A 23,415-nucleotide genomic window follows, 5' to 3' on the forward strand; every position below is an offset into this window, starting at 1 on the left:
GCGCAGGTTGTAGCATAGGCCATTTCTGCGGACAAGCATACGTCGCGTGGTGGCGGCGCGATGTCTAGGGTTGTCAAGGTGCGCGGAGCTCCAGTATGCTGGGGCCTCTTGCGGGGGTGGGTATGAAAAAAGAATCGATGACGCCGGCCGAAGCGGCAGACGCCTTGTATAAGCTGATTCCGCGTCGAATCACGGTTGAGACCTTGGGTGATTACGGGATTGAGGGCACGGAGGAGCAAGAGGATGCATTCACGCGGGAGATCCTGTCCTTCACACTTTATTGGGCGTCGGCAGCGATCAACGCGCATATTCCGCGGAAGTATCGCGAGCTGTTGTTCCAGCGGGTGCTCGACCTGATTCGTGCGGATTGGGAGACCACGTATCGTCTGGGTGCGGTACCCTGGGACGAGTACCTTCTGGAAATGGAAGCACGCCGCGCTCGATATGCCCCGGTGGGCGATTATGAAGGCGGGGCCATGGCAGCCTCCGAGGAAATTTCAGATGTGTTGGAGACCGAAGGGCTGATTCAAACGGAGGATCGGCCGAAGTTGCTGGTCTTGCTTCCCGACCTGGTGCCGCTGGACAAGTACCAGGAATTGCTCAGCCAGTGTGTGTAGGCTGTTGAAAAAGCCCGCGCGCGGAGTTCGGAGGCTCAACGTACCCGGAGGGTACGCCTCACCTCTTCGCTGGCTGCGGCCTTGCTCGACGGCTTTTGTGAACAGCCCACGATTCATCCTAGGATGGGCTGCGGACGTCTGCGCGCGAGGGTGTCATGACCGGCTACAGATAGCGGTGTGACAGCACCTTGCCGCTGGTATCGAGTTCATACAAAAGCGGGGCGCCTGTCGGAATATTCAGCTCCAGGACCTGCTCTCGCGTCAGCTGTTCGAGTTGCATCACCAGCGCGCGCAGGCTGTTGCCGTGGGCGGCGATGAGGATGGTTTCTCCCTTGAGCACGAAGGGCTTGATGCGGCTGTCGTAGTAGGGGAGCACACGCTCGGCCGTATCTTTCAGGCTTTCCCCGCCGGGCGGCCGCACGTCATAACTCCGTCGCCAGATCTTCACCTGCTCATCGCCGAACTTCTTGGCCGTTTCGGCTTTGTTCAGCCCCTGCAACTCGCCGTACATCCGCTCGTTCAGGGCCTTGTCCTTTTCAATGGGGATAGCCGTCTGTCCGATGGCTTCGAGTACGAGCCGAAGCGTTTCGTTGGCACGAGCCAGCACGGAGGAGAATGCGCGGTCGAACTTGAACTCCGCCAGTTTCTTCCCGGCCGCTTTGGCCTCTTCGATGCCCTTGGGGGAGAGTGGGACATCGACCCACCCGGTGAAGCGGTTTTCCAGATTCCACTGTGATTCGCCGTGACGGATTAGAACTAGTCTGCTCATGGTATCTCGTCTCCTTGTCCGAAGGGGGCTGAATCGACAGGGTACGCGATTGCCCCTTGATCCTGTCAAGGTCTCCGGCTCGTTCGAGCTTGTGGCGGATGCGCCTTGTCGGTTGCATTCAGTGGTGGCAGTCAGTACCATGCCGCCGATTTCTCCTCATGCGTGGAGCATCGCGATGTCGACGGTTTCCCCCACAGACTGGTCTCAGTTGCAACAATGGTGGCAGGCGATGGGGCGTCGTCTGCAGGTCGAAGATCGCGTGGAGGCCTTTTTCCGTCGGGCGTTCGGGGTGAGCCAGGCGTTGGCTGGGGTGGTGCAGGTCGGCGGAGAGGTCGAGTACATTCTTTTCGTGTTGGTGCGGTACTGGATTCCAGTCGTACTGCCGCCGCCAGGCCGGGAACGGGCGTCCAAAGGAGATCCGGACTATTGGCTTGAGTCCGAGCAAATTCTGAAGGCAGCCGCCATCCGGTTGCGGGAACTCAAGCCGCTGATTGAACTGCTGACGGCGACGAATCCCCTGGGTGGTGGGGTGACGGAGCCCACGGTGTCCAGGCCGCCGATCGTGGAGGTTGAGTTGGCCAATATGCTGCAAGGAATTGCGGAGTCCGCCGGCAGTTATGGTGGGCCTGACTACACGTCGGTGATCAAGACCTTCGACCCGGTTCCGTTGCGGCAAACGCAGCCCTTCAAGCACAACAAGAAAAACAGTGCCGAACTGTGGGTGGTGTTCCTCCTGCGCGAACATTTCCGGAGTCTCGGGCTCGGTAAGGACCGGTACTGGCCCTTGGTGGCGGGATTATGCTCAGCGGCCGGCATTGCCAACCCCAGCGGGCAACCCTACGGGCCGGATGAGCTGAAGTCCTGGTGGCAAAAAAATTGGCCGCGCACCTATACGCAACTTGAGCAAACGCAGGCCACGCCTGATCTCAGCGGGGCGGCGTACCAACAGGATTTCGATTGGTTCGCCTCGTGGATCGAGTGGCAGCGTCGACGGCTGGTCGAGGAGGGCTAGCTGGAGGCGCACCGATTCAGGGTGCGAATTACACTTGGGTCAGGCTGGTCGGATGTGGTTTGGCGGGTGCCCCCTTCGGTCCGTCAGGCGGACCGTCCTTCAGCATGGTCACGACCAAGCCGATTTTCAGCACCAGCAGCCCGACTCCGACCCAGACGACGTAGGGCTGTACGCCACCCAATTCTCCCAACATCTGTTGTTTGCTCTCGTCGGCTCCGGCCCGCTGCCCTTTGATCTTGGCGAGTTGTTCCTTCGCGTGCCAGAAGTAGATGTAGTTGGCGCTGGCTCCCGCAATGATCCGCCAGACGATGTCGGCCGAGAGATCTTGCGTGATGTAGAACGCCATGGCGGGTCCGATGGCATAGATGAGCGCGTAGCCGTACATTTTCCGGTACAGGAACCAGAGAAACGGCTCGAAGACGAAGGCCGGCCAGTGCCAGGTCAGCGCGAATTGTGGACCGGAGGGGCCCGAAAACTTCTTGAACGTTTCGAGGTAGCGATCGGCGTTCGGGCCGATGAAGGCTTTCCACAGTTCCGTGTCCGTCAGGGGGCCGCTAGGCTGCTCCGGTTCAAGGACGGTCTCTCGGGGTTCGACGGTGAACGCTCCCCCGCATTGGTGACAAAAGCGGGCGTCGTCCCGGTTTTCTTGTCGGCACTGTGCGCAGGATTTCATACCGCCACCTTATCCCATCCGCCGTCTCTTCCCGTCAAGGGACACCTCCCGTGGAACGCCTCTGTCCAAACCGACGACCGCCGCGCCAGGAGCCGCGACAGGCGGTGGTTCGGTTGCTTTCACCTGGTTCGTATGATAGCTTCGCCGACTCACGATGGGAGAGGTGTGCCATGCCGACGGGCGAGTTGCGTCTCAATGCCGATCAGTACCTGATGAATACCTATACGCGCCAGCCGATTTCGATCGTGCGCGGGCGCGGGACGAAGGTCTATGACCTGGAGGGCCGGGAGTATATCGATTTCGTGGCCGGCATTGCGGTCAATGTGCTCGGGCATGGACATCCGGATCTCGTGTTGGCCATCCAAAAGCAGGCGCAGCACCTGATTCATACCTCGAACCTCTATTATACCGAGCCGCAAGTACGCCTGGCGCAGATGCTGGTGGAGCATTCGTTCGCGCAAAAGGTCTTTTTCTGCAACAGCGGCGCGGAAGCGAACGAAGCGGCCATCAAGCTGGCCCGCAAGTACTCCTACGACAAATACGGCGCTGATCGGTATGAGATCGTCACGATGACGAGTTCCTTTCACGGCCGCACGCTCGCCACGCTGACAGCCACAGGCCAGGACAAGGTCCACAAGGGATTTGCTCCGTTGATGCCGGGCTTTTCCTATGTGCCCTTCAATGATCTGCCGGCGGTCGAACGGGCCATCACACCCAAGACGGCTGCGGTCATGTTGGAACCGATTCAGGCTGAGGGCGGAGTCCATGTCGCCGATCGCGGCTATATGCAAGGCCTGCGGGAATTGTGTCGTGAACGGGACGTGCTGCTGATTTTCGACGAGGTGCAAACCGGCATCGGACGGACCGGGACCCTCTTCGGGTATGAACAGTTCGGGATGCAGCCCGACATCATGACGCTGGCCAAGGGGCTCGGCGGCGGCGTGCCGATCGGCGCCTGCCTGGCCACCGACAGTGTCGCTCGCGCCTTTGGCCCGGGAACGCATGCCTCGACATTCGGTGGCAACCCGCTGGCCTGTGCCGCGGCGCTGGCGGTGCTCCGCGTATTGTTGGAAGGGAAGATTCTCGATCAGGGGCGTCGGATGGGCGAGTGCCTGGCCAAGGGGCTGGCCACCTTGAAAGAGCGGCATCGCTGCGTCAAAGAGGTGCGGGGGCTCGGCTTGCTGCAAGGTATGGAGTTGGAGATTGACGGAAAAGCCGTCGTCGCCGACTGTCTGACGCGCGGGCTGCTGATCAACTGCGTCGGCGATCGGGTCTTGCGCTTCGTGCCCTCGCTCATCATCACAGAGCGCGAAATTGATCGTCTGCTGGCCGCGCTGTCACAGATTTTTAGTCAACGAACCACCTCAACCCATTAAGCGAGTAGGGGCGCGTATGTCGCGGCGTCCTCGTCGGTCGACTACCCGGGCTGGTCTCGGGAAAGATTTTCTGGATTTGCTTTCGATCCCTGCGGAAGAGCTGAAGGGATTATTGCGGCTCGCTGCGCAGCTGAAAGCGAAGCAACGTCGCGGCGTCCCTCATCCCCTCTTGCCTGGGCGTATGTTGGGCCTGCTGTTCCAGAAGCCGTCGACCCGGACCCGTGTCTCGTTCGAGGCCGGAATGAATCAACTCGGCGGCCAAGCCATGGTGCTGCCGATGGGCGACATTCAGTTGTCCCGCGGGGAAACAGTGGCGGATACGGCGCATGTGTTGTCGCGCTACCTGGATGCCATCGTCCTGCGGACCTTCGACCACGCCATCGCCGAGGAGTGGGCACGGGAGGCCAGCATTCCGATCATCAACGGCCTCACCGATCTGAATCATCCCTGCCAGGCCTTGTCCGACTTGCTGACCATTCAGGAAAGAAAACGGCGCTTGAAGGGTATCAAGATCGCGTATGTCGGTGACGGCAACAATGTGACGAATTCGCTCATTGAGGCTGCGGCCAAGACCGGCATGACGATTGCCGTGGGCTGTCCGCCTGGGTATCAGCCGGATCGACGCATCGTGGATTTGGCTCGAGTCGAGGCGCAGCAGACCGGTGCCACAATCGAAATCGGCGCCGACCCCTGCGTCGCGGTGAAAGACGCCGATGTGGTCTACACCGATGTCTGGATCAGTATGGGGCAGGAGCGAGAGCAAGCCAAGCGGCTGAAGATCCTGGCACCGTACCAGCTCAATGCGCGATTGCTGAAGTACGCGAAGCCGGATGCCTTGGTGATGCATTGCCTGCCAGCGCATCGTGGTGAAGAAATCAGTGCTGAGGTGTTGGATGGGCCGCAGTCTGTCGTGTTCGATCAGGCGGAGAACCGATTGCACATGCAGAAAGCGATTCTGGTCAGGCTCCTCGGAAAGAAATCGCAGACACGTCGTCAGTAAAAAGGAGTGGTATGAGCCGGTCATCGTACAAACAAGTCGTCTTGGCCTATTCGGGCGGGCTGGACACCTCGGTCATTTTGAAGTGGCTGGAAGAGGTGTACGGCTGCGAGGTGGTGGCATTTTGCGCGGATCTCGGACAGGGCGAAGATCTCAAGGCCATCAAGAAAAAAGCGCAGTCCCTGGGCGTCAGGAAAGTCTACGTCGAAGACCTCCGCGATGTGTTTGTGAAGGACCACGTGTTCCCCATGTTGCGTGGCAACGCGCTGTATGAAGGCAGTTACTTGCTGGGGACTTCGATCGCCAGGCCCTTGATCGCACGTCGCCAAATCGAGATCGCCGCCAAGGAAGGGGCCGAGGCGGTGTGTCACGGCGCGACCGGGAAAGGCAACGACCAGGTACGGTTCGAATTGACCTACATGGCGCTGCACCCGCAGATCAAGATTATTGCGCCCTGGCGGGAGTGGTCCATGCGTTCGCGCCGGGAGTTGATCGAATATGCGGAGAAGCATGGCATTCCGGTGACGGCAACGAAAGCGAAGCCCTACAGCATGGACATGAACTTGTTTCACACGAGTTACGAGGGCGGCATTCTTGAAGATCCATGGCAAGCGCCGCCGGAAGAGATTTTCGTCATGTCGGTGTCGCCTGAGCGGGCCCCGGCCAAGGCGCGGGAAGTGGAGATCGACTATGTCGCCGGTGACCCGGTCGCAGTGGATGGAAAAAAGATGAAGCCGGCTGCCTTGCTGGCCCATCTCAATACTCTGGGTGGCGAGCACGGAGTTGGCCGGGTCGATCTGGTGGAAAACCGCTACGTGGGCATGAAGTCTCGCGGCGTGTATGAGACGCCGGGTGGTACGATTCTGCATGCGGCGCATCGCGGCCTGGAGTCTCTAACGATGGACCGGGAAGTGCTGCACTTGCGGGACAGCTTGATCCCACGCTATGCGGAACTCATTTACTACGGATATTGGTACGCGCCTGAACGTGAAATGCTGCAGGTGGCGCTGGATGAAGCCCAAAAGGATGTCACCGGGACTGTGCGGGTGAAGCTCTACAAGGGGAACTGCACGGTGGTCGGACGGAAGTCTCCGCGTTCCTTGTATCGCCTGGACATGGCGACCTTCGAAGAAGACGACGTGTATCGGCAAAAAGACGCGGAAGGGTTCATTCGTCTGAACGCGTTGCGATTGGCCATTCGCGCGCAGCGTCAGAAGAGGGCGAGCCGGTAATGGCGAAATCTAAGTCTGCCGGCTCTCGGGTGCGCAAGTCCGCTCGCCCACCGTCACGCTCGGCGCGAGCGTTGCCCAAAGGCAAGGCCTGGGGTGGCCGGTTCGCCGAACAAACCGACCGGCTTGTGGAGCAGTTCACCACGTCATTGGCTTATGATCGACGCCTCTACCCCTACGACATTCAGGGGAGCATCGCACACTGCCGGACGCTTGAACGGGCAGGGGTGTTGACGGCACGGGAGTCCGCACAGCTTGTGCGCGGGCTGCAACTTGTCAAAGTGGAATTGGATGGCGGACGATTCCCCTTCTCTCCCCAAGACGAAGACATTCATATGGCGATCGAGCGTCGGCTGACCGAGCTGATCGGGCCGCTTGGGGGAAAGCTCCATACGGGGCGAAGCCGCAACGATCAGGTCGCCTTGGACTTGCGCCTCTTCTTACGCGATGTCTTGTCGCGCGTCATGGGACAGGTTCACGAGTTCCGGCGAGTGCTGGTGGGGCAGGCGCGGGCGCATGTCGATGTGGTAATGCCGGGGTATACGCATTTGCAGCGAGCGCAGCCCGTCTTGATGGCGCATCACTTCCTGGCTTATGCCGAAATGCTCGACCGGGATGGGGGGCGACTGCGTGATTGTCGGACCAGGTTGAATGTCATGCCGCTGGGATCCGGCGCACTTGCCGGCTCGAACTATCCCGTTGACCGTCGATACACGGCCTCGCTATTGGAATTTCCCTCGGTGACGCAAAATAGTCTCGACGCCGTCTCGGATCGCGATGCGGTCGTTGAGGTGCTCGGTGCATTCTCTGTGATCATGATGCACCTGTCGCGGTTGAGTGAGGAGTTGATTCTCTGGGCGTCGCAGGAGTTTCGGTATGTGGATTTGCCGGATACGTTCTGCACTGGGAGCAGCATGATGCCGCAAAAGAAGAATCCCGATGTGCCGGAGCTGGTGCGCGGCAAGACGGGGCGAGTGTACGGCCATCTCATGGGGACGCTGACACTGCTCAAGGGGTTGCCCCTCAGCTACAATCGCGATCTGCAAGAAGACAAGGAAGCATTGTTCGATGCCGTGGACACGACGGAACAATCGTTGATGCTCTGCACGGAACTGATGCGACGGCTCGTTGTGAACACGAAGGTACTGGCCGAGGCTGCTGAGGGCGGTGGCATGCTAGCGACGGAGCTGGCCGACTATCTGGTGACCAAAGGGGTTCCCTTCCGGGAAGCCCATTCCATTACCGGACAGATTGTGCGATTCTCACTGGAGCAGCAGCGTCCACTGCAACAACTCACCGTGCAGGACTTGCAAGGATTTTCGCCTCGCTTCGGCAAGGATGTGTTGCACTGCCTGACGGTTCGGGGTGCGATCGACCGGAAGGATCAGATCGGCGGGACGGCGCGGCGTCGGGTGGAAGCGAGGATCAAGGAGCTTGAAAAGGCGCTGAAGGGATGAAGCCGGTCGGCGGGAGGCGCGTTCGTATGCATGCCCGTCCTGCTACGGTAGTGTTTGGTCTGCTTGGATTGGCCGGGTGCGGGGTCTTGGGTGCCCCGATTCCTCCGGAGGATGTCGGTGTCGCGCCGATTATCGAACGCCAGATGAGGCGGGAGGGGCTGTTGGCCAGCGGCGCCAATGTGTGGGGCTCGGCCTCACGGCCCACTGCGCCCACGGGGGTGACGATTGAGGAGGCGCCGATTCCTCCAGATCCCGACCCCTTGCCGACCCCTCCACTACGGACCATGGGCACGAGATAGGGTCGGTTGTTAGAATATATGACCATCCACGGGGTCCGCTCATGCGGATCCGTTCCCGATTCCGGGTATGGACAGTCGAGCTGAAATTGTTGATCGAGGATTACGACGATGCATGATTTTCACTATCGAGAAGGCGAATTGTACTGTGAAGATGTGCCGCTTTCGCGCATTGCCAAAGAAGTAGGAACGCCCTGTTATATCTATAGCCATCACACCCTGGTGAGGCATTTCCGGGTCTATGACGGAGCCTTCAAGAATATCCCGCACATTGTCGCGTTTGCCATGAAGGCCAATTCGAACTTGGCCGTGCTGCGGCTTATGGCAAAAGAGGGCAGCGGCGTGGACATCGTTTCCGGAGGGGAGCTTTATCGCGCCTTGAAGGCAGGCGTGCCGCCTACGAAGATCGTGTTTGCCGGTGTCGGGAAAAAAGCCGAGGAAATCGCTGAGGCCTTGAAGGCCGACATCCTGATGTTCAACGTGGAGTCTCCGGCGGAACTGCAGGCCATCAACGAGGTGGCGGCATCCTTGGGCGTAAAGGCTCGGGTGGCCTTGCGCATCAATCCCGACATCGATCCGAAGACGCATCCGTATATTTCCACCGGGCTGAAGAAGAGCAAATTCGGCATTGCGGCGGATCGAGCGATCGAGGAGTTCAAGGCTGCCACGGCGTTCAGCCACATCAAGGTGGTGGGGCTGCATGCACACATCGGATCGCAACTGACCCAGGTGACGCCTTTTGTCGAGTCACTGAAGAAGGTGCTGGCGATGGTACAGGCCCTGGCGGAACAGGGAATTCCGTTGCGATACATCAACATCGGTGGTGGACTGGGGATTACGTATTCCGACGAAACACCCCCTGAACCGAAAGACCTGGCCGAGGCGATTTCGCCTCTCGTACGTGATTTAAAGTGTGTGCTGATTATGGAGCCCGGTCGTGTGATTGTGGGTAATGCCGGTGTGTTGCTCACCAAGGTGGTGTATGCGAAGGATGGCGAAGCTAAACGGTTTCTGATCGTGGATGCGGCGATGAATGACTTGATTCGTCCGAGTTTGTACGATGCGTACCATGACATCCGCCCCGTGTATGAAGCTGCCACGCGAGGCGAGAAGAAGACCGTGGACGTCGTTGGTCCGGTGTGCGAATCGGGCGACTTCTTGGCCAAGGATCGTGTCATGCCCGCCTTGAATGCTGGTGATCTCATGGCCGTCATGAGCGCGGGGGCGTATGGGTTTGTCATGTCCTCGAACTACAACTCAAGGCCGCGCGTCCCGGAAGTGCTGGTACATGAGGGGCAGATCCACGTCATTCGTTCGCGTGAAAGTTACGAGGATTTGGTACGGGGCGAGGAGATCCCTGAGTTTCTCGCGTAGGGTGGTCTTTACTGTCTTTCAGATGGAGAGCTGAATGTTTACAGGGTCTTTAGTGGCCATTGTGACGCCGTTCAGGAACGGCAAGCTGGATGAGCGAGCCCTCGGTGACCTTATTGAATGGCAGATCAACAATGGTACCCACGGAATTGTCCCTTGTGGGACCACCGGTGAATCGGCCACGCTCACCCATGCCGAACACGATCGTGTGGTGGCCTTCACGGTTGAGGTGGTTAGGCGCCGAGTCCCTGTCGTCGCGGGCACGGGCTCCAACAGTACCGCCGAAGCGATTGCCCTCACCAAGCATGCCAAGGCAGCAGGTGTGGATGGCGCGTTGCTGATTACGCCCTATTACAACAAGCCTACTCAGGAAGGTCTGTACCTTCACTACAAGGCGGTTGCTGAAGCAGTCGACCTTCCGCTCGTCGTATACAACATTCCAGGGCGAACCGGCGTCAATATGTTGCCGAGCACCATTGCGCGTCTGGCGGTCTGTCCGACGGTGGTAGCGGTGAAGGAAGGGAGCGGTACCGTTCAGCAGGCTTCGGAAATTATCCAGCTGTGCGGAGACCGACTCACCGTGTTAGCCGGGGATGATGCGTTGACCTTGCCCATGATGGCGGTTGGTGGCAAAGGGGTCATCACCGTGACTGCGAATCTGCTTCCCGGGAAAATGGCCCAGTTGGTCAATGCCTTTCTTGCCGGTCGGGTCGATGAGGCGCGGGAGCTGCACTATGAATTGTATCCCTTATTCACCGCGCTATTTTATGAGACCAATCCGATTCCGGTGAAGGAAGCGCTCCATGTGATGGGTAAGATCGATCGGGAGATGCGGCTGCCGCTCTGTCCGATGGGGAAAGATACCCGCGAAAAACTGCTACAAGTAATGAAGGCTGCCGGCTTGGTCTAACGGACCACGGGTATCGAAGGATATTGTCATGATTAAGGTGGTTGTTACAGGGGCGGCCGGACGCATGGGTTCGCGTCTCGTGTCCCTAGTCAAGGATTCGGCATTTCTCACCCTGGCGGGTGCGGTGGAGAGCAAGGGACATCATGCCCTTGGTGAAGACTCCGGGGAGGTGGCCGGCTGTGGGCGTACAGGTGTGCCGATTGTAGAAGATCTGTCCAGTCTGATGGAACGGGGTGAGGTGGTGGTGGATTTTACCACTCCGCCAGCCACGCTTGGGCACTTGAGGATTGTGGCGCAGCATCGACGGGGCATTGTCGTTGGAACCACGGGGTTTTCTCCTGCTGAATTGGAGGAGCTCCGTAGCGTAAGCAAGCAGATTCCCTGCGTGTTCTCACCCAACATGAGTGTCGGGGTGAATGTGATCTACAAGGTGATTGCCGAAATGGCCAAGACGCTGGGCGAAGACTATGACATTGAGGTCATCGAAGCGCACCATCGTCTGAAGAAAGATGCGCCCAGTGGTACTGCTTTGAAGATGGCAGAGGTCTTGGCCAGGGCCGTGAATCGAGATCTTGGCCAGGTCGGAGTCTATGCGCGCAAGGGATTGATCGGGGAGCGTAAGAAAGGCGAAATTGGGATTCAGACGATTCGCGCCGGAGACATTGTCGGCGATCACACGGTGATGTTTGGGACCATGGGTGAACGTATCGAGGTCACCCATCGTGCGAGTAGTCGGGACACGTTTGCACGCGGGGCACTTCGCGCCGCCCGCTGGCTCGTGAAGCAGCCGCCCGGACTTTACGATATGCTGGACGTATTGAGCCTCAAGTAAGGAGATCCAGAAAAATAGGCGCAATGGATTGAGCCTGCGGATGAACCTACTTTATGGAATGGCGATTTAGCCTGGTCGTCTGCCGGGAAAACCTGGAACGGCGAACCTGGCAGGTGGCTCCAGATCGGGCCGTGATCGGATGTGCGGAGGCTTTTCGTGCAATGTGTGAAGCCGAGGTCCTGGGTGGACGGTAAGCCTGAGAGGTGTGCTGGGCACACCTCCTAACTCATCGCAAGTGAGCGCCCTGGGGTTGGATTTTCAGTGCGACGGACTAATGTCGTGACGTGATTGGTCTCGGTTCTGAATCCGCTGCTTTTCGACGGCCACAGTTCAGGCACGCCAGTACTGTGATGGCCAAACCAGCATTCAAGTCAACCGCCCGCTCCGGCAACATTGTTCCGCGGCATTTGTCACATTTATGCATGGATGGCTTATAACATTGCTCTGTAGGATAAACCATCCATCTGAAGTACTGGATCGGTAGGGAAAAAAGTCCCGCATAGCCGCGAAAGCATCTGGGCCATTTGGTCCTAAGATTGGCCCGTAAGGGATTGCTCTATACCAGTAAGTTGGCGAGGTAGTCAGAGTTGCTGCAGATATTTAGTGGTCTGCGCATGGAAGCCCACAATGTATAGATTGGTTCTCATCGCGGCACTCCTGGCACTGCTTTACTATCTTCTACGGCGAGCAGTGAGGAAGTTCAGTCAAGACGCTGGACTGACCCAGTCTGGGGAGCGGGAAGAATCTGGGAAACAGATGGTGCAAGACCCAGTCTGCCGAGTGTTTGTTCCGCGGGAACATGCAGTGAGTGAGACCATTGGTGGGCAAACATATTTCTTCTGCAGCCGCGGGTGTGCGACCGCATTCCAAAAGCAACTCTCCGCCTAGCAGCCTGAATAGCTCGAATCTGAGACCATATTCTCTTTGTCAAAGAAGAGAATCATCTGGCATTCGGTGGCCTTGAAGTTAAGCAGTGGTGGCCCTGCCTTCCCTCCAGCGATTCGATTGTAAATCCACTTCTCTCCCCCAAAAAAGCGAGACGTCTTTGCATCAGGAGGCCCCAATTCCTTCTCAATCCAGACTTGATCTTTTCCCTGGTATCGGGTCAAAGAGGCGTCAAGGTAGGGGTTGTGACTGCAGGCGGTGAGGAGGAGGCAGATAGCCGAAATTTTCAGTAATGCTCGCATGTGCATGGCCCTCTCAGATTCGCGATACTGTAGCCAGGCTATCATCTAGTTGCGAAAAAGTGTAGCGGTCCCTGTTCTCAACTGCTCAACGAGTCTATCATAGGTACGTTGACCCGTTGCCTTGTTTTCACATTACTTCTACAATGCCGGCGCGAACTCTCTGGAGAGTGCTCGACGAAAGGATCTTTTTATGAAGCTTTATCTCGATACGGCGAATGTGAAGGAAATTCAGGAAGGTGCCAAACTTGGTCTGGTCGATGGGGTGACTACCAATCCCTCGCTCGTGGCCAAAGAAGGGCGTAGTTTCAAGGACATGCTGCTTGAAATCTGCAAAATGGTCGATGGCCCTATCAGCGCGGAGGTGGTCGCGATCGAAACCGAGGCGATGATTAAAGAAGGCCGGGATCTAGCCAAGGTACACAAGAACATCGTGGTGAAAGTTCCACTTATCCCCGAGGGACTCCGCGCCACCAAGCAGTTGGCGGCCGAAGGGATTCGCGTGAACGTGACCTTATGTTTTTCCCCGACTCAAGCGCTGTTGGCGGCCAAGGCAGGGGCCTGGTGCGTCTCCCCGTTCATTGGGCGCTTGGACGACGTCAGTTCAGATGGCATGGCGCTGATCAGGCAGATCGTCACGATCTATAAGAATTATGACTTCAAAACACAAGTGCTGGTGGCGAGCGTTCGGCATCCGCAGCATGTGGTCGAGGCAGCCTTGGCAGGCGGGCATATCTGTACGATGCCCTATACCGTGTTTCAGCAACTCGTGAAACATCCTTTGACCGATCTTGGGCTAAAAAAGTTTCTGGCCGATTGGGAGGCGATGCAGAAGAAGTAGTTCTTCTCAGCTGCTCAGTTTGGGTTCGACGTGCCTGAGAGCGTTTGTCTGGCGTGAGAAAAGATGCGGTGGAACATCGAGCGGGTGAGTTTGCCGGTGAAGGTATTTTGCTGGCTGGGGTGGTAGGAGCTGATCAGGGTGACATCCCAAGGCAGATTGTAGATGGCGCCGTGACCAAATTTTGGTAGCGGAGTGGGGAGTCGGTGTCCCAATTCACGGCCGGCTTTGAGATAATGATCGAACGCGATTTTGCCTAAGACCACGACCACCCGTACGGCCTTCAACAACTGGACTTCACGAACGACGAATGGCCGACAGGCGATAAACTCCTTCGGTGTCGGTTTGTTTGCCGGAGGCGCGCATCGGACGGTTGCACCAATATAACAGTCTGTGAGTGCAAGCCCGTCCCCCACATGTGTAGAGGTGGCCTGATTGGCGAACCCGAAGTGATGCAATGCCTCATAAAGCCAATCTCCGCTTCGATCTCCCGTAAACACGCGTCCGGTTCTGTTCCCTCCATGCGCGGCCGGCGCAAGACCCAAAATGTATAGCCTGGCATTCGGATCACCGAATCCGGGAATAGGCTTGCCCCAGTATGTCCAATCCCGGAACTGCCGTCGCTTGGACTGGGCGACGGCTCCGCGGTAGGCCACCAATCTGGGGCACTGAGTGCAGGCGACAATGTCGGCATTCAGCAATGGGAGCGTAGACATCGAATCGAAGTGTATCAAAACCAGGAGTTCCTTGTCGCTCGACGACCTTGTTGATAGCATGAGTGCTCAAGTGTGACGAAAGGACTATCTCGGATGCGGAACAATGACTGGGGGCTACGGGCCTGTATCGTCGGTGTCACCATCTTACTGGGACTGGCGCCCTTGTTCGCGGAGGTGTCGGGGGACTCGAAAACTGCCGTGCCATCAGCTTCGAAACCGCATGAGGATCATCCTTCGCCGGCGAATGATCTCCCGCCGATTCCGTCACCCGCTGAAGCAGAGATCGCTCCCGAACTTGAGGACCGATTAGTGATCCTTCCCGAAATCAAGCGAGAAGGAGAACGGTTTTTCCTCAGTTCCTTCAAGCTGCCCGACAAGCTAAGCTTTGCCGGGCAATCGATTCCTTTGGATAATTGGCAGGTGCGGGAACGGATCGAATACGAGTTCTATCAGTTTCTCGAAGATCAGGGCGAAAGCATCATTCTCGCCAAACGAACCGGGCGATGTTTTGCACCGGCCGAGAAGCAGCTGGCTGAGTCAGGATTGCCGGACGATTTGAAATACATGCTCTTGGTAGAAAGTAAGTGCATCGCGGCGGCGTATTCCCGCGCAAAGGCCTCGGGTCCGTGGCAGTTCATCAATTCGACCGGGCGGCGCTATAAGTTGCATAACGAACGCTGGCTTGATGAGCGCCGCAACCTTGAGATGTCCACGGAAGCCGCGATCAAGTACCTCCGGTACCTCAGGGATTTGTATCAGGGAGATTGGTTCCTCGCGATGGCTTCCTATAACGCCGGGGAAGACCGTGTACGCAAGTTGCTGAAGGAACAGAATGTCAGTGACTACTGGCGCATGCATGGCCCGCGGGAGACCATGCGCTATGTCGCGCGTATCATCGCGGCCAAAGAAATCTATTCGCAGCCCGAAAAATATTTGGGCCTGACCAAGAAGGATCTCTATCCTCCCCTTGAAACAGAAACGGTGACGGTGACGATCAAGGAGGCGCAGCGGCGACTCACCTCGATCGCCGAGGAATACGGAACCTACTTTCTTGAGTTGAAGATGCTCAATCCCGAGTTCACCAAGGATTACTTGCCAAAGGGGACGTATCAGGTTAAGGTGCCGCGACAAACGTGTCCCAATCGTTGTTTCAAACAGGACAAACTTCCGTAGCTCGCATGATGCAGATCGGCGTCCGGCAGCCACGAGCCAAAGCTGTCCTCTCCAGGCTGTGTCGGGCGGGCTTGCAGGCCGTTGATCCCTACGAGGCAGTCTGCCGGCAGGTTCGGGTCCGTCACGACCAACTCACGATCGGTTCTCACCAGTACTCTCTCGCAAGGATAAGCCGCATCGTCGTCGTCGGAGCCGGTAAGGCATCCGCGCGAATGGCCCAGGCACTCGAACTCCGGTTGGGTGCGCGGATCAATACTGGCCTGGTGGTCGTGAAGTATGGGCACGGCGCTCCAACCAACACCATTCGTATCGTTGAAGCGGGACATCCGATTCCCGACGCTGCCGGTCTGCAGGCTGGTCGCATGATGATGGACCTGGTGCGGACGTTAACGCCAGACGATCTCCTGATCGTGCTGCTGTCCGGCGGTGCGTCCAGCCTCCTCCCGGCACCCGTGCCCGGCATCAGTCTGAAAGACAAACAACAGACGACGAAATTGCTGCTCCGATCCGGGGCCACGATTCAGGAAATCAACGCGGTGCGTAAGCATCTCTCCTGTATCAAAGGCGGACAACTTGCGGCTGCGACCAAGGCGCGCGTGGCCAGCGTGCTCTTATCGGATGTCATCGGGAATGACTTGGGGACGATCGGATCCGGGCCAACAGCCCCCGATCCGACCACGTTTCGGGATGCTTCGGAGATTGTGGCGCGATATGGCGTTGTTCGGACGATTCCTGCGTCGGTGCGCCGTTACCTGGCAGCAGGCCTGAAGAAAGATGCCCCGGAGACACCGAAGCCAGGAGCAACGCTGTTTCGTCGAGTGGATCATATCTTGATTGGAGACAATCGGGCAGCAGTTGACGCCGTGGATGAAGCGGCGAAACGCGAGGGACTACGTACGCTGGTTCTTGCCACGAGCCTTACGGGCGAGGCGCGAGAACTCGCCAAATTCTTCGGCGCGATGGCTCGTGAGATTGCTGGACAGGGCCGTCCGATCCGCCGTCCCTGTTGCGTGATTGCCGGAGGCGAGCCGACCGTCACGGTTCGCGGCCAAGGCACGGGGGGAAGGGCACAGGAGTTTGCGCTTGCCGCCGCGGCCGAGATTGTCGGGCTGAAGCAGATCTGGGTGGTGGGATTCGCCACCGACGGAACCGACGGGCCAACGACAGTGGCTGGTGCGGTCGTCGATGGTCAGACCGTTGCTCACGCACAGCGCCGGAAGCAGAGCCTCGCACGCGCGCTCCGGGAAAACGATGCGCACGCCTTCTTTCACGCACTCCGAGGGCATATCGTGACCGGGCCAACCGGCACCAATGTGAACGACCTTTACCTCCTCCTCGCTCTCTAGCTACTATTCCGATCCATGGCCGATCCATTTCTGCTACCGCTTGAGAGTAGCGTCGAACTACGTCTCGTCGGAGGGAAGGCTGCAGGCCTGAGAAAATTGCAGGCTGCGGGATTCTCGGTGCCGCGGGGGCTGTGCGCGACTACGTCTCTCTATGAACATTGCCTGAGTGTTGCCGGAATCGACACCGCCGTAGAGTGGAAGACCATGGTGGGCGCCACTGAGGTGCAACGAGCAACAGAACGGGCGCGCATTCAGCAGCGCTTGATGGCGATCACCTGGCCGTCTGGCTTTCCAGACGAGTTGGAGTCGCAGCTTGTCGAACTGAGTCACAGTGCGGAGGCACGATGGGCTGTACGGTCATCCGCGACCAACGAAGATGCGGCGCATGCGAGTGCGGCAGGACTCTATGCTACGTTCTTGGGGCAGTCGTCCGCAGAGGTCCTCCAGGCGATCAGAAGTTGTTGGCTGTCGCTCTGGGAGGAGCAGGTTCTGCAGTATCTGTTGCGGGCTGAAGGAGCCTCTCCCTGTCCTGCAATGGCAGTGGTGATTCAGCCCATGGTCCGTGCTGTGGCGGCGGGTGTGGCCTACTCCATCCATCCTCTGACGGGACGAACCTCCCAAGTGCTTATTAATGCCGTGCCCGGCCTTGCATCGGCCCTCGTTGGCGGTGAAGTGACTCCCGATCAGTACATGGTGGAGATGAATGAGGAAGAGTGCCGGCCGATCCGCATACGGCGACGCCATCTGGTTTGCAAGCAGCAGAAGTTGGTGGCTGGTGCAGAGGGGGTGCACAGTGAGACGATTCCCGAGCCACAACAACAGCAGTCCTCGCTATCCGACGGGCAACTCCATGAGCTGGCTCGACTCTCCAAGCAGGTGGAGCGCGCCTTTGGGCATCCGATCGATCTTGAATGGGTCTGGGACACCGAACGGGTGTGGGTGGTGCAGGCGCGTCCGATTACCGGCGTGCAGCCTCTCCCGACTCTGACCAATGATGAGTGCGAGTGGACGCGCGCAAACTTGAAAGAAACGATGCCGGAACTGCCGAGCCCGCTGGGACTGTCCTTCCTGGAGCGATTCATGGATGCCTACATCATCGGACCATACCGCCGACTCGGTTGTACGGTGCCGGATGGGCTGACGTCGGTTCGGGTGTTACACGGGCGTCCCTATCTCAATGTTACCCTGTTTTACACGCTGGTCTCACAGTTGCGTGGCAATCCCGCGTTCTTGACCGAACAGATGGGTGGTGAGCCACTGACCTTCATGCCACCGGTGCGGACGCTCGGAGGGTTCGCGTTGGTTCGCGCCGGATTCGCGATCATGCGCGAATGGCGCAGGGTCGTGCGGGAGGGACCGCGGATCTTCGAGGCGATGAAGGCGATGGCGGAGACCATTCGATCTGACCAGCTTCAGCAGTCGTCCGTGAGCGAGTTGAGCGAACGTCTCGATGGACTGGGGCGCTGGCTCGATGCGCACGAATTGACCTATGGGATTGCCGGCGGAGTCGCGCAAAGTCTTCAGGCCATGGGGACGTTCCTTCCGGGGTGGCTCGGTTCGGACTGGCGGGAGTTGCTCAACGCGTCATTGCAAGGGCAGGGGACGGTGATCAGCGCCCAGCAGATCGTTCGTCTAGCCGAATTGGCGGAGGTCGCCCTTGAGGAAGGCTTGGTACGGCGGTGGTTCCTCGATGAGGCCTGGACCGCGACAGGGTTTCGTGATGCGCTCGCACGCACCAGCTTTCTGGAGCACTTTGAACGGTATCTGGCAGACTATGGCCATCGGGCGGTCGGAGAGTCAGACATCATGTCGTTGCGAATGACGGATCAACCCGAAACAGTCTTGTCGGTCCTGCGAACCCAGTTGCGTACCGGGGAGGTGACACCAGCGCGGGATATTCTTGCCCGGCAGGCCGAGGGACGGCAGGAGGCGCTGGCGGAGATTCAGCGACGTTTCGGCTGGCGTCGGCACCGGTTGGCGGTCTTTCGGTGGTGGCATCGGCGGCTCACGAGATTTTCTGTGTTGCGGGAAGCGAACCGCCATCATCTTATGTACTATTCGTTGGCCGTGCGGCGGCTCTTGCTGCAACTCGGGGCACGCATGGTAGAACGAGGTGTGCTGACGGAGCCTGACGACGTCTTTTACCTGACCATGGACGAACAGGCAGCCCTGAGTGGGGATGACCGTCGTGATTGGCTGGCGCTTGTACGTGCGCGACGTGAGGAGCGGGCGCGGAACGGACAGCTGCACGTGCCGGATACAATTCGAGATTGGGAGGCGGTCCTTCAGGCGAGCGATCCATCCTCTGGCTTGGAAACGGAGGGGGCGTTGAGGGGTATCCCAATAAGTGCCGGCGTGGCGACCGGCCCAGTCCGTGTCGTCCATTCCACGGCAGACTGGGGGCGAGTGAGTCCGGGCGATATCCTGGTGGTTCCGGTAATCGATCCGGGGATGGCGCCGCTGTTTGGCCTGGCTGCCGGTGTGATCGCGGAAATGGGAGGGACTTTGTCGCACGGAGCGATCATTGCTCGCGAGTACGGCCTTCCGGTCCTGGTCAATGTGCCCTATGCCACCAGTCTTCTGCGCGAACATGACTGGGTCACAATCGTCAGTTCGACGGGCACAATCAACCGAGTGATCCCTTGACGTTTCGTTGTGTTTTTCGTACTCTCTACGCGATTTCCCTACAATTTGTGGTAGACGGAATTCCCGCATCGCGGTGTGCTCGTAGGGAAGCCCCATGATTGATCTCGCCTCCACAACGTTTGTCGTTGGCGCCGTTGCCGGCCTTGGGGTAGGAGCCTTGACCGCCGGATGGTGGGTAACGGTCCGTATGCAATCCCGAACTCACGAACTGGTCCTCGAAAGCCGTGAGCGTGCGCAGCGGTCCGATACCTTGGCCACGACACTCCATGAGCGTGTGACTCAGCAAGTGTCGGAGTTGGGGCAACTGCGTCACGAGTTGGCAGATGCTCAGGTGGGGCGAACGCGGGCGGAAACACGGGTGGAGGCGATCTCTCGAAGCCTGGACGAACAAAAGGCATTGTTTGCACAGGCGCGTCAGGAACTCCACGACTCCTTTGAGGCCTTATCGGGGCAGGCCTTGAAACAGAATAACGAGGCGTTCCTCAAGCTTGCCCGCACGTCATTCGAGACCCTGCAGTCGGAAGCCAGGGGAGAATTGTCGCAACGTCATCAGGCCATCGGCGAATTGGTGAAACCGCTGGAGGAGTCGTTGCAACGGTACCAGGAGCAGCTGCAGCAGGCCGAGCTGGTTCGCCAGCGTGAGCATGGGGGGCTTGATCAGCAGTTGAAGTTCATGGCCGAATCCCATCACCGGCTCCAGCAGGAAACCGGCAATCTGGTCAGAGCCTTACGTGCGCCGGCCGTACGTGGACGCTGGGGTGAAATGACGCTCCGCCGGGTGGCTGAACTGGCCGGCATGGTGATGCATTGCGATTTCGCAGAGCAGGATTCAGTCGGATCGGCGGAAGGCCTTCTTCGTCCGGACATGGTGGTCTATCTGCCTGGCGGCCGACAGATGGTCGTCGATGCGAAGACCGTGTTGGCGGCCTATCTCGATGCCTACGAAGCGCAAGATGATTCGCAGCGGCAGGCGCACTTGCGTCGTCATGCGGATCAGGTCCGCACGAGAATGGACGCCCTCAGCGTCAAAGCGTACTGGGCGCAATTCAGGCAGGCGCCGGAATTTGTCGTGTTGTTTTTGCCCGGAGAGCAGTTTCTTGGTGCCGCCTTGGAGCAGGACCCCACCTTGATCGAGGATGGGTTTGCCCGCGGGGTGGTGGTGGCGACACCGGCCACGCTGATGGCCTTGTTGCGCGCGGTGGCCTATGGGTGGAAGCAAGCGCAATTGAGCGAACATGCTGAGCAGGCGGGCCGGCTGGGCAAGGAACTCTACGAACGGGTCTCGGTGCTGACGGACCATCTCAACGACATTGGGCAGGCCCTCAGGAATAGTGTGGGAGCCTATAACAAGGCGGTCGGATCGCTCGAATCCAGGGTCTTGCCCGCGGCTAGAAAATTCAAAGACCTCGGGATATCATCTGAGAAGGATGTTGCGTTACTGGAATCGGCCGACGTTGAACCGAGGAGCGTGTTGCCGCTGGTTGCGGAAGACATGAGGATGCGAGGATGATAGATCCCCAGGCAATGGTGGCCGAGTTCCACCGCAAGTTCGATATTCCGGTCGGAGACCGGCCGGCAATTCCGGACGAAGCTGTCCGGCAGTTGCGGGTGCGGCTCATCCAAGAGGAATTCGAAGAGTTGCAGGAGGCCATGGTTGCCAAGAATCTGCCGGCTGTGGCAAAGGAACTGGCCGATCTCCTGTATGTGGTGTACGGCACAGCCGTCTCCTATGGGTTGGACATGGATCCGGTCTTTCGCGAAGTTCATCGATCAAATTTGAGCAAAGTCGGCGGCTATAAGCGGGAGGACGGTAAGTGGGTGAAGCCCCCAACGTATTCGCCGGCGGACGTGGGTCCGTTGCTTGCCAATCAGTCGTCCAGTAACGTGACGCCAGCACCGCATGCTGCAGCAGGCGTACAGGAGCCAGAAGCCTAGTATGAAAGAGCTTCATTGTCCGGCCTGCGGCACCCCCTGTGTCAGGGTGATATCCGGAACGAGTCTCATGGAGAAGACGCTGAACCGGCTGTCCATTTTTCAGGTGCGGTGCCAGCTCTGCACTGCACGCTTTCAGGCGCGCAGGCCGGGGAACCGTGTGACGTCACAAGCGTTCGATCGTCGCGAGTATCGGCGCCTTCCGGCCAATTTTGCAGCCACGCTGATTCTCGACCAGCCGGCGGCCGGCGGCTTCATCACCGACATTTCCATGGGGGGCTGTGCCTTGCAGGCGACGACGATGCTTCCACGAGGAACGTTTGTGAAGTTCGTGTTGCATGCCCCAGAGGGCCAGCCGGATATTAAAGTGGACTCCGCGATGATTTGCTCGGTACAGCCGCAGTCGATCGGGGTGAAATTTTTAGAATTCGATCCCGAAGACAAGCAACGCATGGGGCAGTTGATGCTGGGACTGCTCGCTCACCAACAAGCTCCTCCTCGCATCAGCTCGCGTAGCTGATCGCGCTCTGGTCAACGTCAGAAGCGGTTTTCGCCGTGGAGCTTCCAACGGTGCAACCTTGATCGTCGTCAGGATCTGTGACGGTAGGTGACGAGGAGGTTGTCGAGGAGTCGAACTGCACCGACGCGGATCACTCCGAGCAGCACGGCGTGACGCTCGATGACCCGCAGCCGCTCAAGCGTCGTGGGGTGGCAGACTGCCAGATACTCTACCGTCGCCAGCGGCTCCCGGGCGACGGTGCGGGCCATCACACGTTGGATGGTGGCTCCTTCCCGTGTTCCTGCTCGAATGGCTGTCGCGCCGGCTTGCAGCGCGCGGTAGAGAACCGGTGCGGCCTGGCGCTGCTCCATGGTGAGGTACACGTTGCGTGAGCTGAGCGCCAACCCATCAGCTTCCCGCACGGTCGGGTGGATGATGATGCGCCCTGGCAGATGCAGATCTGCCACGAGTTGCCTGACTAAGGTCGCCTGTTGGTAGTCCTTTTGTCCGAACCACACCATGTCAGGCCGGACCAGCGACAAAAGCTTCGTGACGACCGTTGCAACGCCCTGAAAGTGGTGCGGTCGCGCCTCGCCTTCCCAACGCTGCGCGAGCGCCGGGACCGCCACGCTGGATTGAAAACCGTCTGGATACATGGCCGTTGTATCAGGGGCAAAGACGACATCCACCCCTTCCGTGCGACAAAGTGCCTGGTCGCGTCGCAGCTGGCGGGGATATTTTGACAGATCCTCCGTCGGACCGAATTGTGTCGGATTTACGAAAATGCTCACGCACACCGCATCACACGCCAATCGGGCCGCACGAATCAATGTTCGATGACCGTCATGCAGGGCGCCCATGGTCGGGACGAATCCGATGCTGACGCCTTCCCGATGCAGGTAGCGGCTCCAGCCGGCGATGGCCTTGGTGGTGCGGACCGTGTTCATCTCTGTGGCTCGGTTGTTGGGGGGGCACCACAGGTCGGCTGCGATCCATATCGAGAGTTCGGCTGGGGATCGAGCCGTCGAACCGCGGATGGATCGTCGAGTCGCGCCAATAGCTCGCGGAAGCTCTGGCCCAAGAGCGGATGCCGCCTGTCGGGGGCGAGCTCAACCAATGGAGCGAGAACGAATCGACGGAGATGAAGTCGAGGGTGCGGCACGGTCAAAGTCGGCTCGGTCAGCACGAGGTCGTCATACAGCAGGAGATCGAGATCGAGGGTCCGCGGACCCTTACGATGGTCCGGATCGCGCCCAAGTGCCCGCTCGATCTCGCGACAGACTTCCAGTAGGCTCCTGGGTGTAATATCGGTTTCGATTTGTGCGACGCCGTTCAGGAACCATTCCGGCCCCGGTGCCGCACCATCGTCGATCGGCTCGGTCTCGTACAACGATGAGACTGCATCAAGCCGTGAATGCGGCAACAGCCCGAGGAGGGTGACGGCCCGGTCGCAAAAATCCACGCGATTGCCGAGGTTGGAGCCGAAACCGATGAGCGCGGTGGCCATGGAAATCCGTTCGTCGTGAGTCGAGCGCAGGTGCG

23 protein-coding genes are annotated in these 23,415 nt (G+C 58.9%); 18 read left to right on the forward strand and 5 right to left on the reverse strand.

The annotated features are described in order from the left end of the window. Nucleotides 1-95 precede the first annotated feature (95 nt). Nucleotides 96-617, forward strand: coding sequence for a hypothetical protein (locus tag JNL86_00215; GenBank protein ID MBL8041324.1), 522 nt, complete (start codon nt 96-98; stop codon nt 615-617). A gap of 163 nt (nt 618-780) precedes the next feature. Here JNL86_00215 and JNL86_00220 read toward each other — a convergent pair whose 3' ends face one another. Further along, nucleotides 781-1,386: a 2,3-bisphosphoglycerate-dependent phosphoglycerate mutase gene (locus JNL86_00220; protein ID MBL8041325.1), complete on the reverse strand. Its 606-nt coding sequence runs from the start codon at nt 1,384-1,386 to the stop codon at nt 781-783. A 175-nt stretch (nt 1,387-1,561) separates the two neighbouring features. On the opposite strand from JNL86_00220, the gene JNL86_00225 reads away from it, so the two are divergent. Continuing rightward, the gene (locus JNL86_00225) at nt 1,562-2,398 is read left to right on the forward strand and encodes a hypothetical protein (GenBank protein ID MBL8041326.1); all 837 of its coding nucleotides are present in this window, start codon (nt 1,562-1,564) and stop codon (nt 2,396-2,398) included. 28 nt (nt 2,399-2,426) lie between these two features. On the opposite strand, the gene JNL86_00230 is transcribed toward JNL86_00225, so the two are convergent. Beyond that, nucleotides 2,427-3,071: a DUF2628 domain-containing protein gene (locus JNL86_00230; GenBank protein ID MBL8041327.1), complete on the reverse strand. Its 645-nt coding sequence runs from the start codon at nt 3,069-3,071 to the stop codon at nt 2,427-2,429. 170 nt (nt 3,072-3,241) lie between these two features. Between JNL86_00230 and JNL86_00235 the strand changes: the two genes are divergently transcribed. The 10 genes from JNL86_00235 (at nt 3,242) to fsa (ending at nt 13,564) form a co-directional block, all read left to right on the forward strand. Next, complete coding sequence (locus JNL86_00235; GenBank protein MBL8041328.1) at nt 3,242-4,447, forward strand: acetylornithine transaminase; 1,206 nt, start codon at nt 3,242-3,244, stop codon at nt 4,445-4,447. A 16-nt stretch (nt 4,448-4,463) separates the two neighbouring features. Beyond that, complete coding sequence (gene argF / locus JNL86_00240) at nt 4,464-5,447, forward strand: ornithine carbamoyltransferase (protein ID MBL8041329.1); 984 nt, start codon at nt 4,464-4,466, stop codon at nt 5,445-5,447. 11 nt (nt 5,448-5,458) lie between these two features. Beyond that, the gene (locus JNL86_00245) at nt 5,459-6,676 is read left to right on the forward strand and encodes an argininosuccinate synthase (protein MBL8041330.1); all 1,218 of its coding nucleotides are present in this window, start codon (nt 5,459-5,461) and stop codon (nt 6,674-6,676) included. Beyond that, a complete protein-coding gene (gene argH, locus JNL86_00250; protein ID MBL8041331.1) occupies nt 6,676-8,130 on the forward strand; it encodes an argininosuccinate lyase in 1,455 nt (484 codons plus the stop codon). The genes JNL86_00245 and argH overlap by 1 nt, the downstream gene beginning before the upstream one ends. A 26-nt stretch (nt 8,131-8,156) precedes the next feature. Further along, nucleotides 8,157-8,429, forward strand: coding sequence for a hypothetical protein (locus JNL86_00255; GenBank protein ID MBL8041332.1), 273 nt, complete (start codon nt 8,157-8,159; stop codon nt 8,427-8,429). A 108-nt stretch (nt 8,430-8,537) separates the two neighbouring features. Next, nucleotides 8,538-9,800, forward strand: a complete 1,263-nt coding sequence (lysA, locus tag JNL86_00260) for a diaminopimelate decarboxylase (GenBank protein MBL8041333.1) — start codon at nt 8,538-8,540, stop codon at nt 9,798-9,800. A gap of 34 nt (nt 9,801-9,834) precedes the next feature. Then, nucleotides 9,835-10,707 carry a 4-hydroxy-tetrahydrodipicolinate synthase gene (locus JNL86_00265; protein MBL8041334.1) on the forward strand — a complete coding sequence of 291 codons (873 nt, stop codon included), beginning with the start codon at nt 9,835-9,837 and terminating at the stop codon, nt 10,705-10,707. 28 nt (nt 10,708-10,735) lie between these two features. Continuing rightward, a complete protein-coding gene (gene dapB / locus JNL86_00270; protein ID MBL8041335.1) occupies nt 10,736-11,539 on the forward strand; it encodes a 4-hydroxy-tetrahydrodipicolinate reductase in 804 nt (267 codons plus the stop codon). 627 nt (nt 11,540-12,166) lie between these two features. After that, the gene (locus JNL86_00275; protein MBL8041336.1) at nt 12,167-12,427 is read left to right on the forward strand and encodes a YHS domain-containing protein; all 261 of its coding nucleotides are present in this window, start codon (nt 12,167-12,169) and stop codon (nt 12,425-12,427) included. A gap of 489 nt (nt 12,428-12,916) precedes the next feature. Beyond that, the gene (fsa, locus tag JNL86_00280; GenBank protein MBL8041337.1) at nt 12,917-13,564 is read left to right on the forward strand and encodes a fructose-6-phosphate aldolase; all 648 of its coding nucleotides are present in this window, start codon (nt 12,917-12,919) and stop codon (nt 13,562-13,564) included. A gap of 14 nt (nt 13,565-13,578) precedes the next feature. Here fsa and JNL86_00285 read toward each other — a convergent pair whose 3' ends face one another. Then, the gene (locus JNL86_00285; protein ID MBL8041338.1) at nt 13,579-14,277 is read right to left on the reverse strand and encodes a uracil-DNA glycosylase; all 699 of its coding nucleotides are present in this window, start codon (nt 14,275-14,277) and stop codon (nt 13,579-13,581) included. A 93-nt stretch (nt 14,278-14,370) separates the two neighbouring features. On the opposite strand from JNL86_00285, the gene JNL86_00290 reads away from it, so the two are divergent. The 6 genes from JNL86_00290 to JNL86_00315 all read left to right on the forward strand — a co-directional run bounded on the left by JNL86_00290 (nt 14,371) and on the right by JNL86_00315 (nt 21,894). Further along, complete coding sequence (locus JNL86_00290; protein MBL8041339.1) at nt 14,371-15,450, forward strand: lytic transglycosylase domain-containing protein; 1,080 nt, start codon at nt 14,371-14,373, stop codon at nt 15,448-15,450. A gap of 5 nt (nt 15,451-15,455) precedes the next feature. Next, nucleotides 15,456-16,796, forward strand: a complete 1,341-nt coding sequence (locus JNL86_00295; GenBank protein ID MBL8041340.1) for a glycerate kinase — start codon at nt 15,456-15,458, stop codon at nt 16,794-16,796. Between the two features lie 15 nt (nt 16,797-16,811). Continuing rightward, complete coding sequence (locus JNL86_00300; GenBank protein MBL8041341.1) at nt 16,812-19,442, forward strand: hypothetical protein; 2,631 nt, start codon at nt 16,812-16,814, stop codon at nt 19,440-19,442. Between the two features lie 94 nt (nt 19,443-19,536). Then, nucleotides 19,537-20,952, forward strand: a complete 1,416-nt coding sequence (gene rmuC, locus JNL86_00305) for a DNA recombination protein RmuC (protein ID MBL8041342.1) — start codon at nt 19,537-19,539, stop codon at nt 20,950-20,952. Continuing rightward, a complete protein-coding gene (locus JNL86_00310; GenBank protein MBL8041343.1) occupies nt 20,949-21,377 on the forward strand; it encodes a nucleoside triphosphate pyrophosphohydrolase family protein in 429 nt (142 codons plus the stop codon). Before rmuC ends, JNL86_00310 begins: the two co-directional genes overlap by 4 nt. Before the next feature lie 67 nt (nt 21,378-21,444). Beyond that, nucleotides 21,445-21,894, forward strand: coding sequence for a PilZ domain-containing protein (locus JNL86_00315; protein MBL8041344.1), 450 nt, complete (start codon nt 21,445-21,447; stop codon nt 21,892-21,894). Nucleotides 21,895-21,962: 68 nt separating this feature from the next. Here the strand turns inward: JNL86_00315 and JNL86_00320 are convergent, their stop codons facing one another. Next, a complete protein-coding gene (locus JNL86_00320; GenBank protein ID MBL8041345.1) occupies nt 21,963-22,820 on the reverse strand; it encodes a pantoate--beta-alanine ligase in 858 nt (285 codons plus the stop codon). Further along, nucleotides 22,817-23,380: a 2-amino-4-hydroxy-6-hydroxymethyldihydropteridine diphosphokinase gene (gene folK / locus JNL86_00325; GenBank protein MBL8041346.1), complete on the reverse strand. Its 564-nt coding sequence runs from the start codon at nt 23,378-23,380 to the stop codon at nt 22,817-22,819. The genes JNL86_00320 and folK overlap by 4 nt, the downstream gene beginning before the upstream one ends. Between the last annotated feature and the right edge of the window lie 35 nt (nt 23,381-23,415).

The sequence above is a fragment of the Nitrospira sp. genome, from assembly GCA_016788885.1.
In the GTDB taxonomy this organism is placed as follows: Bacteria; Nitrospirota; Nitrospiria; order Nitrospirales; family Nitrospiraceae; genus Nitrospira_A.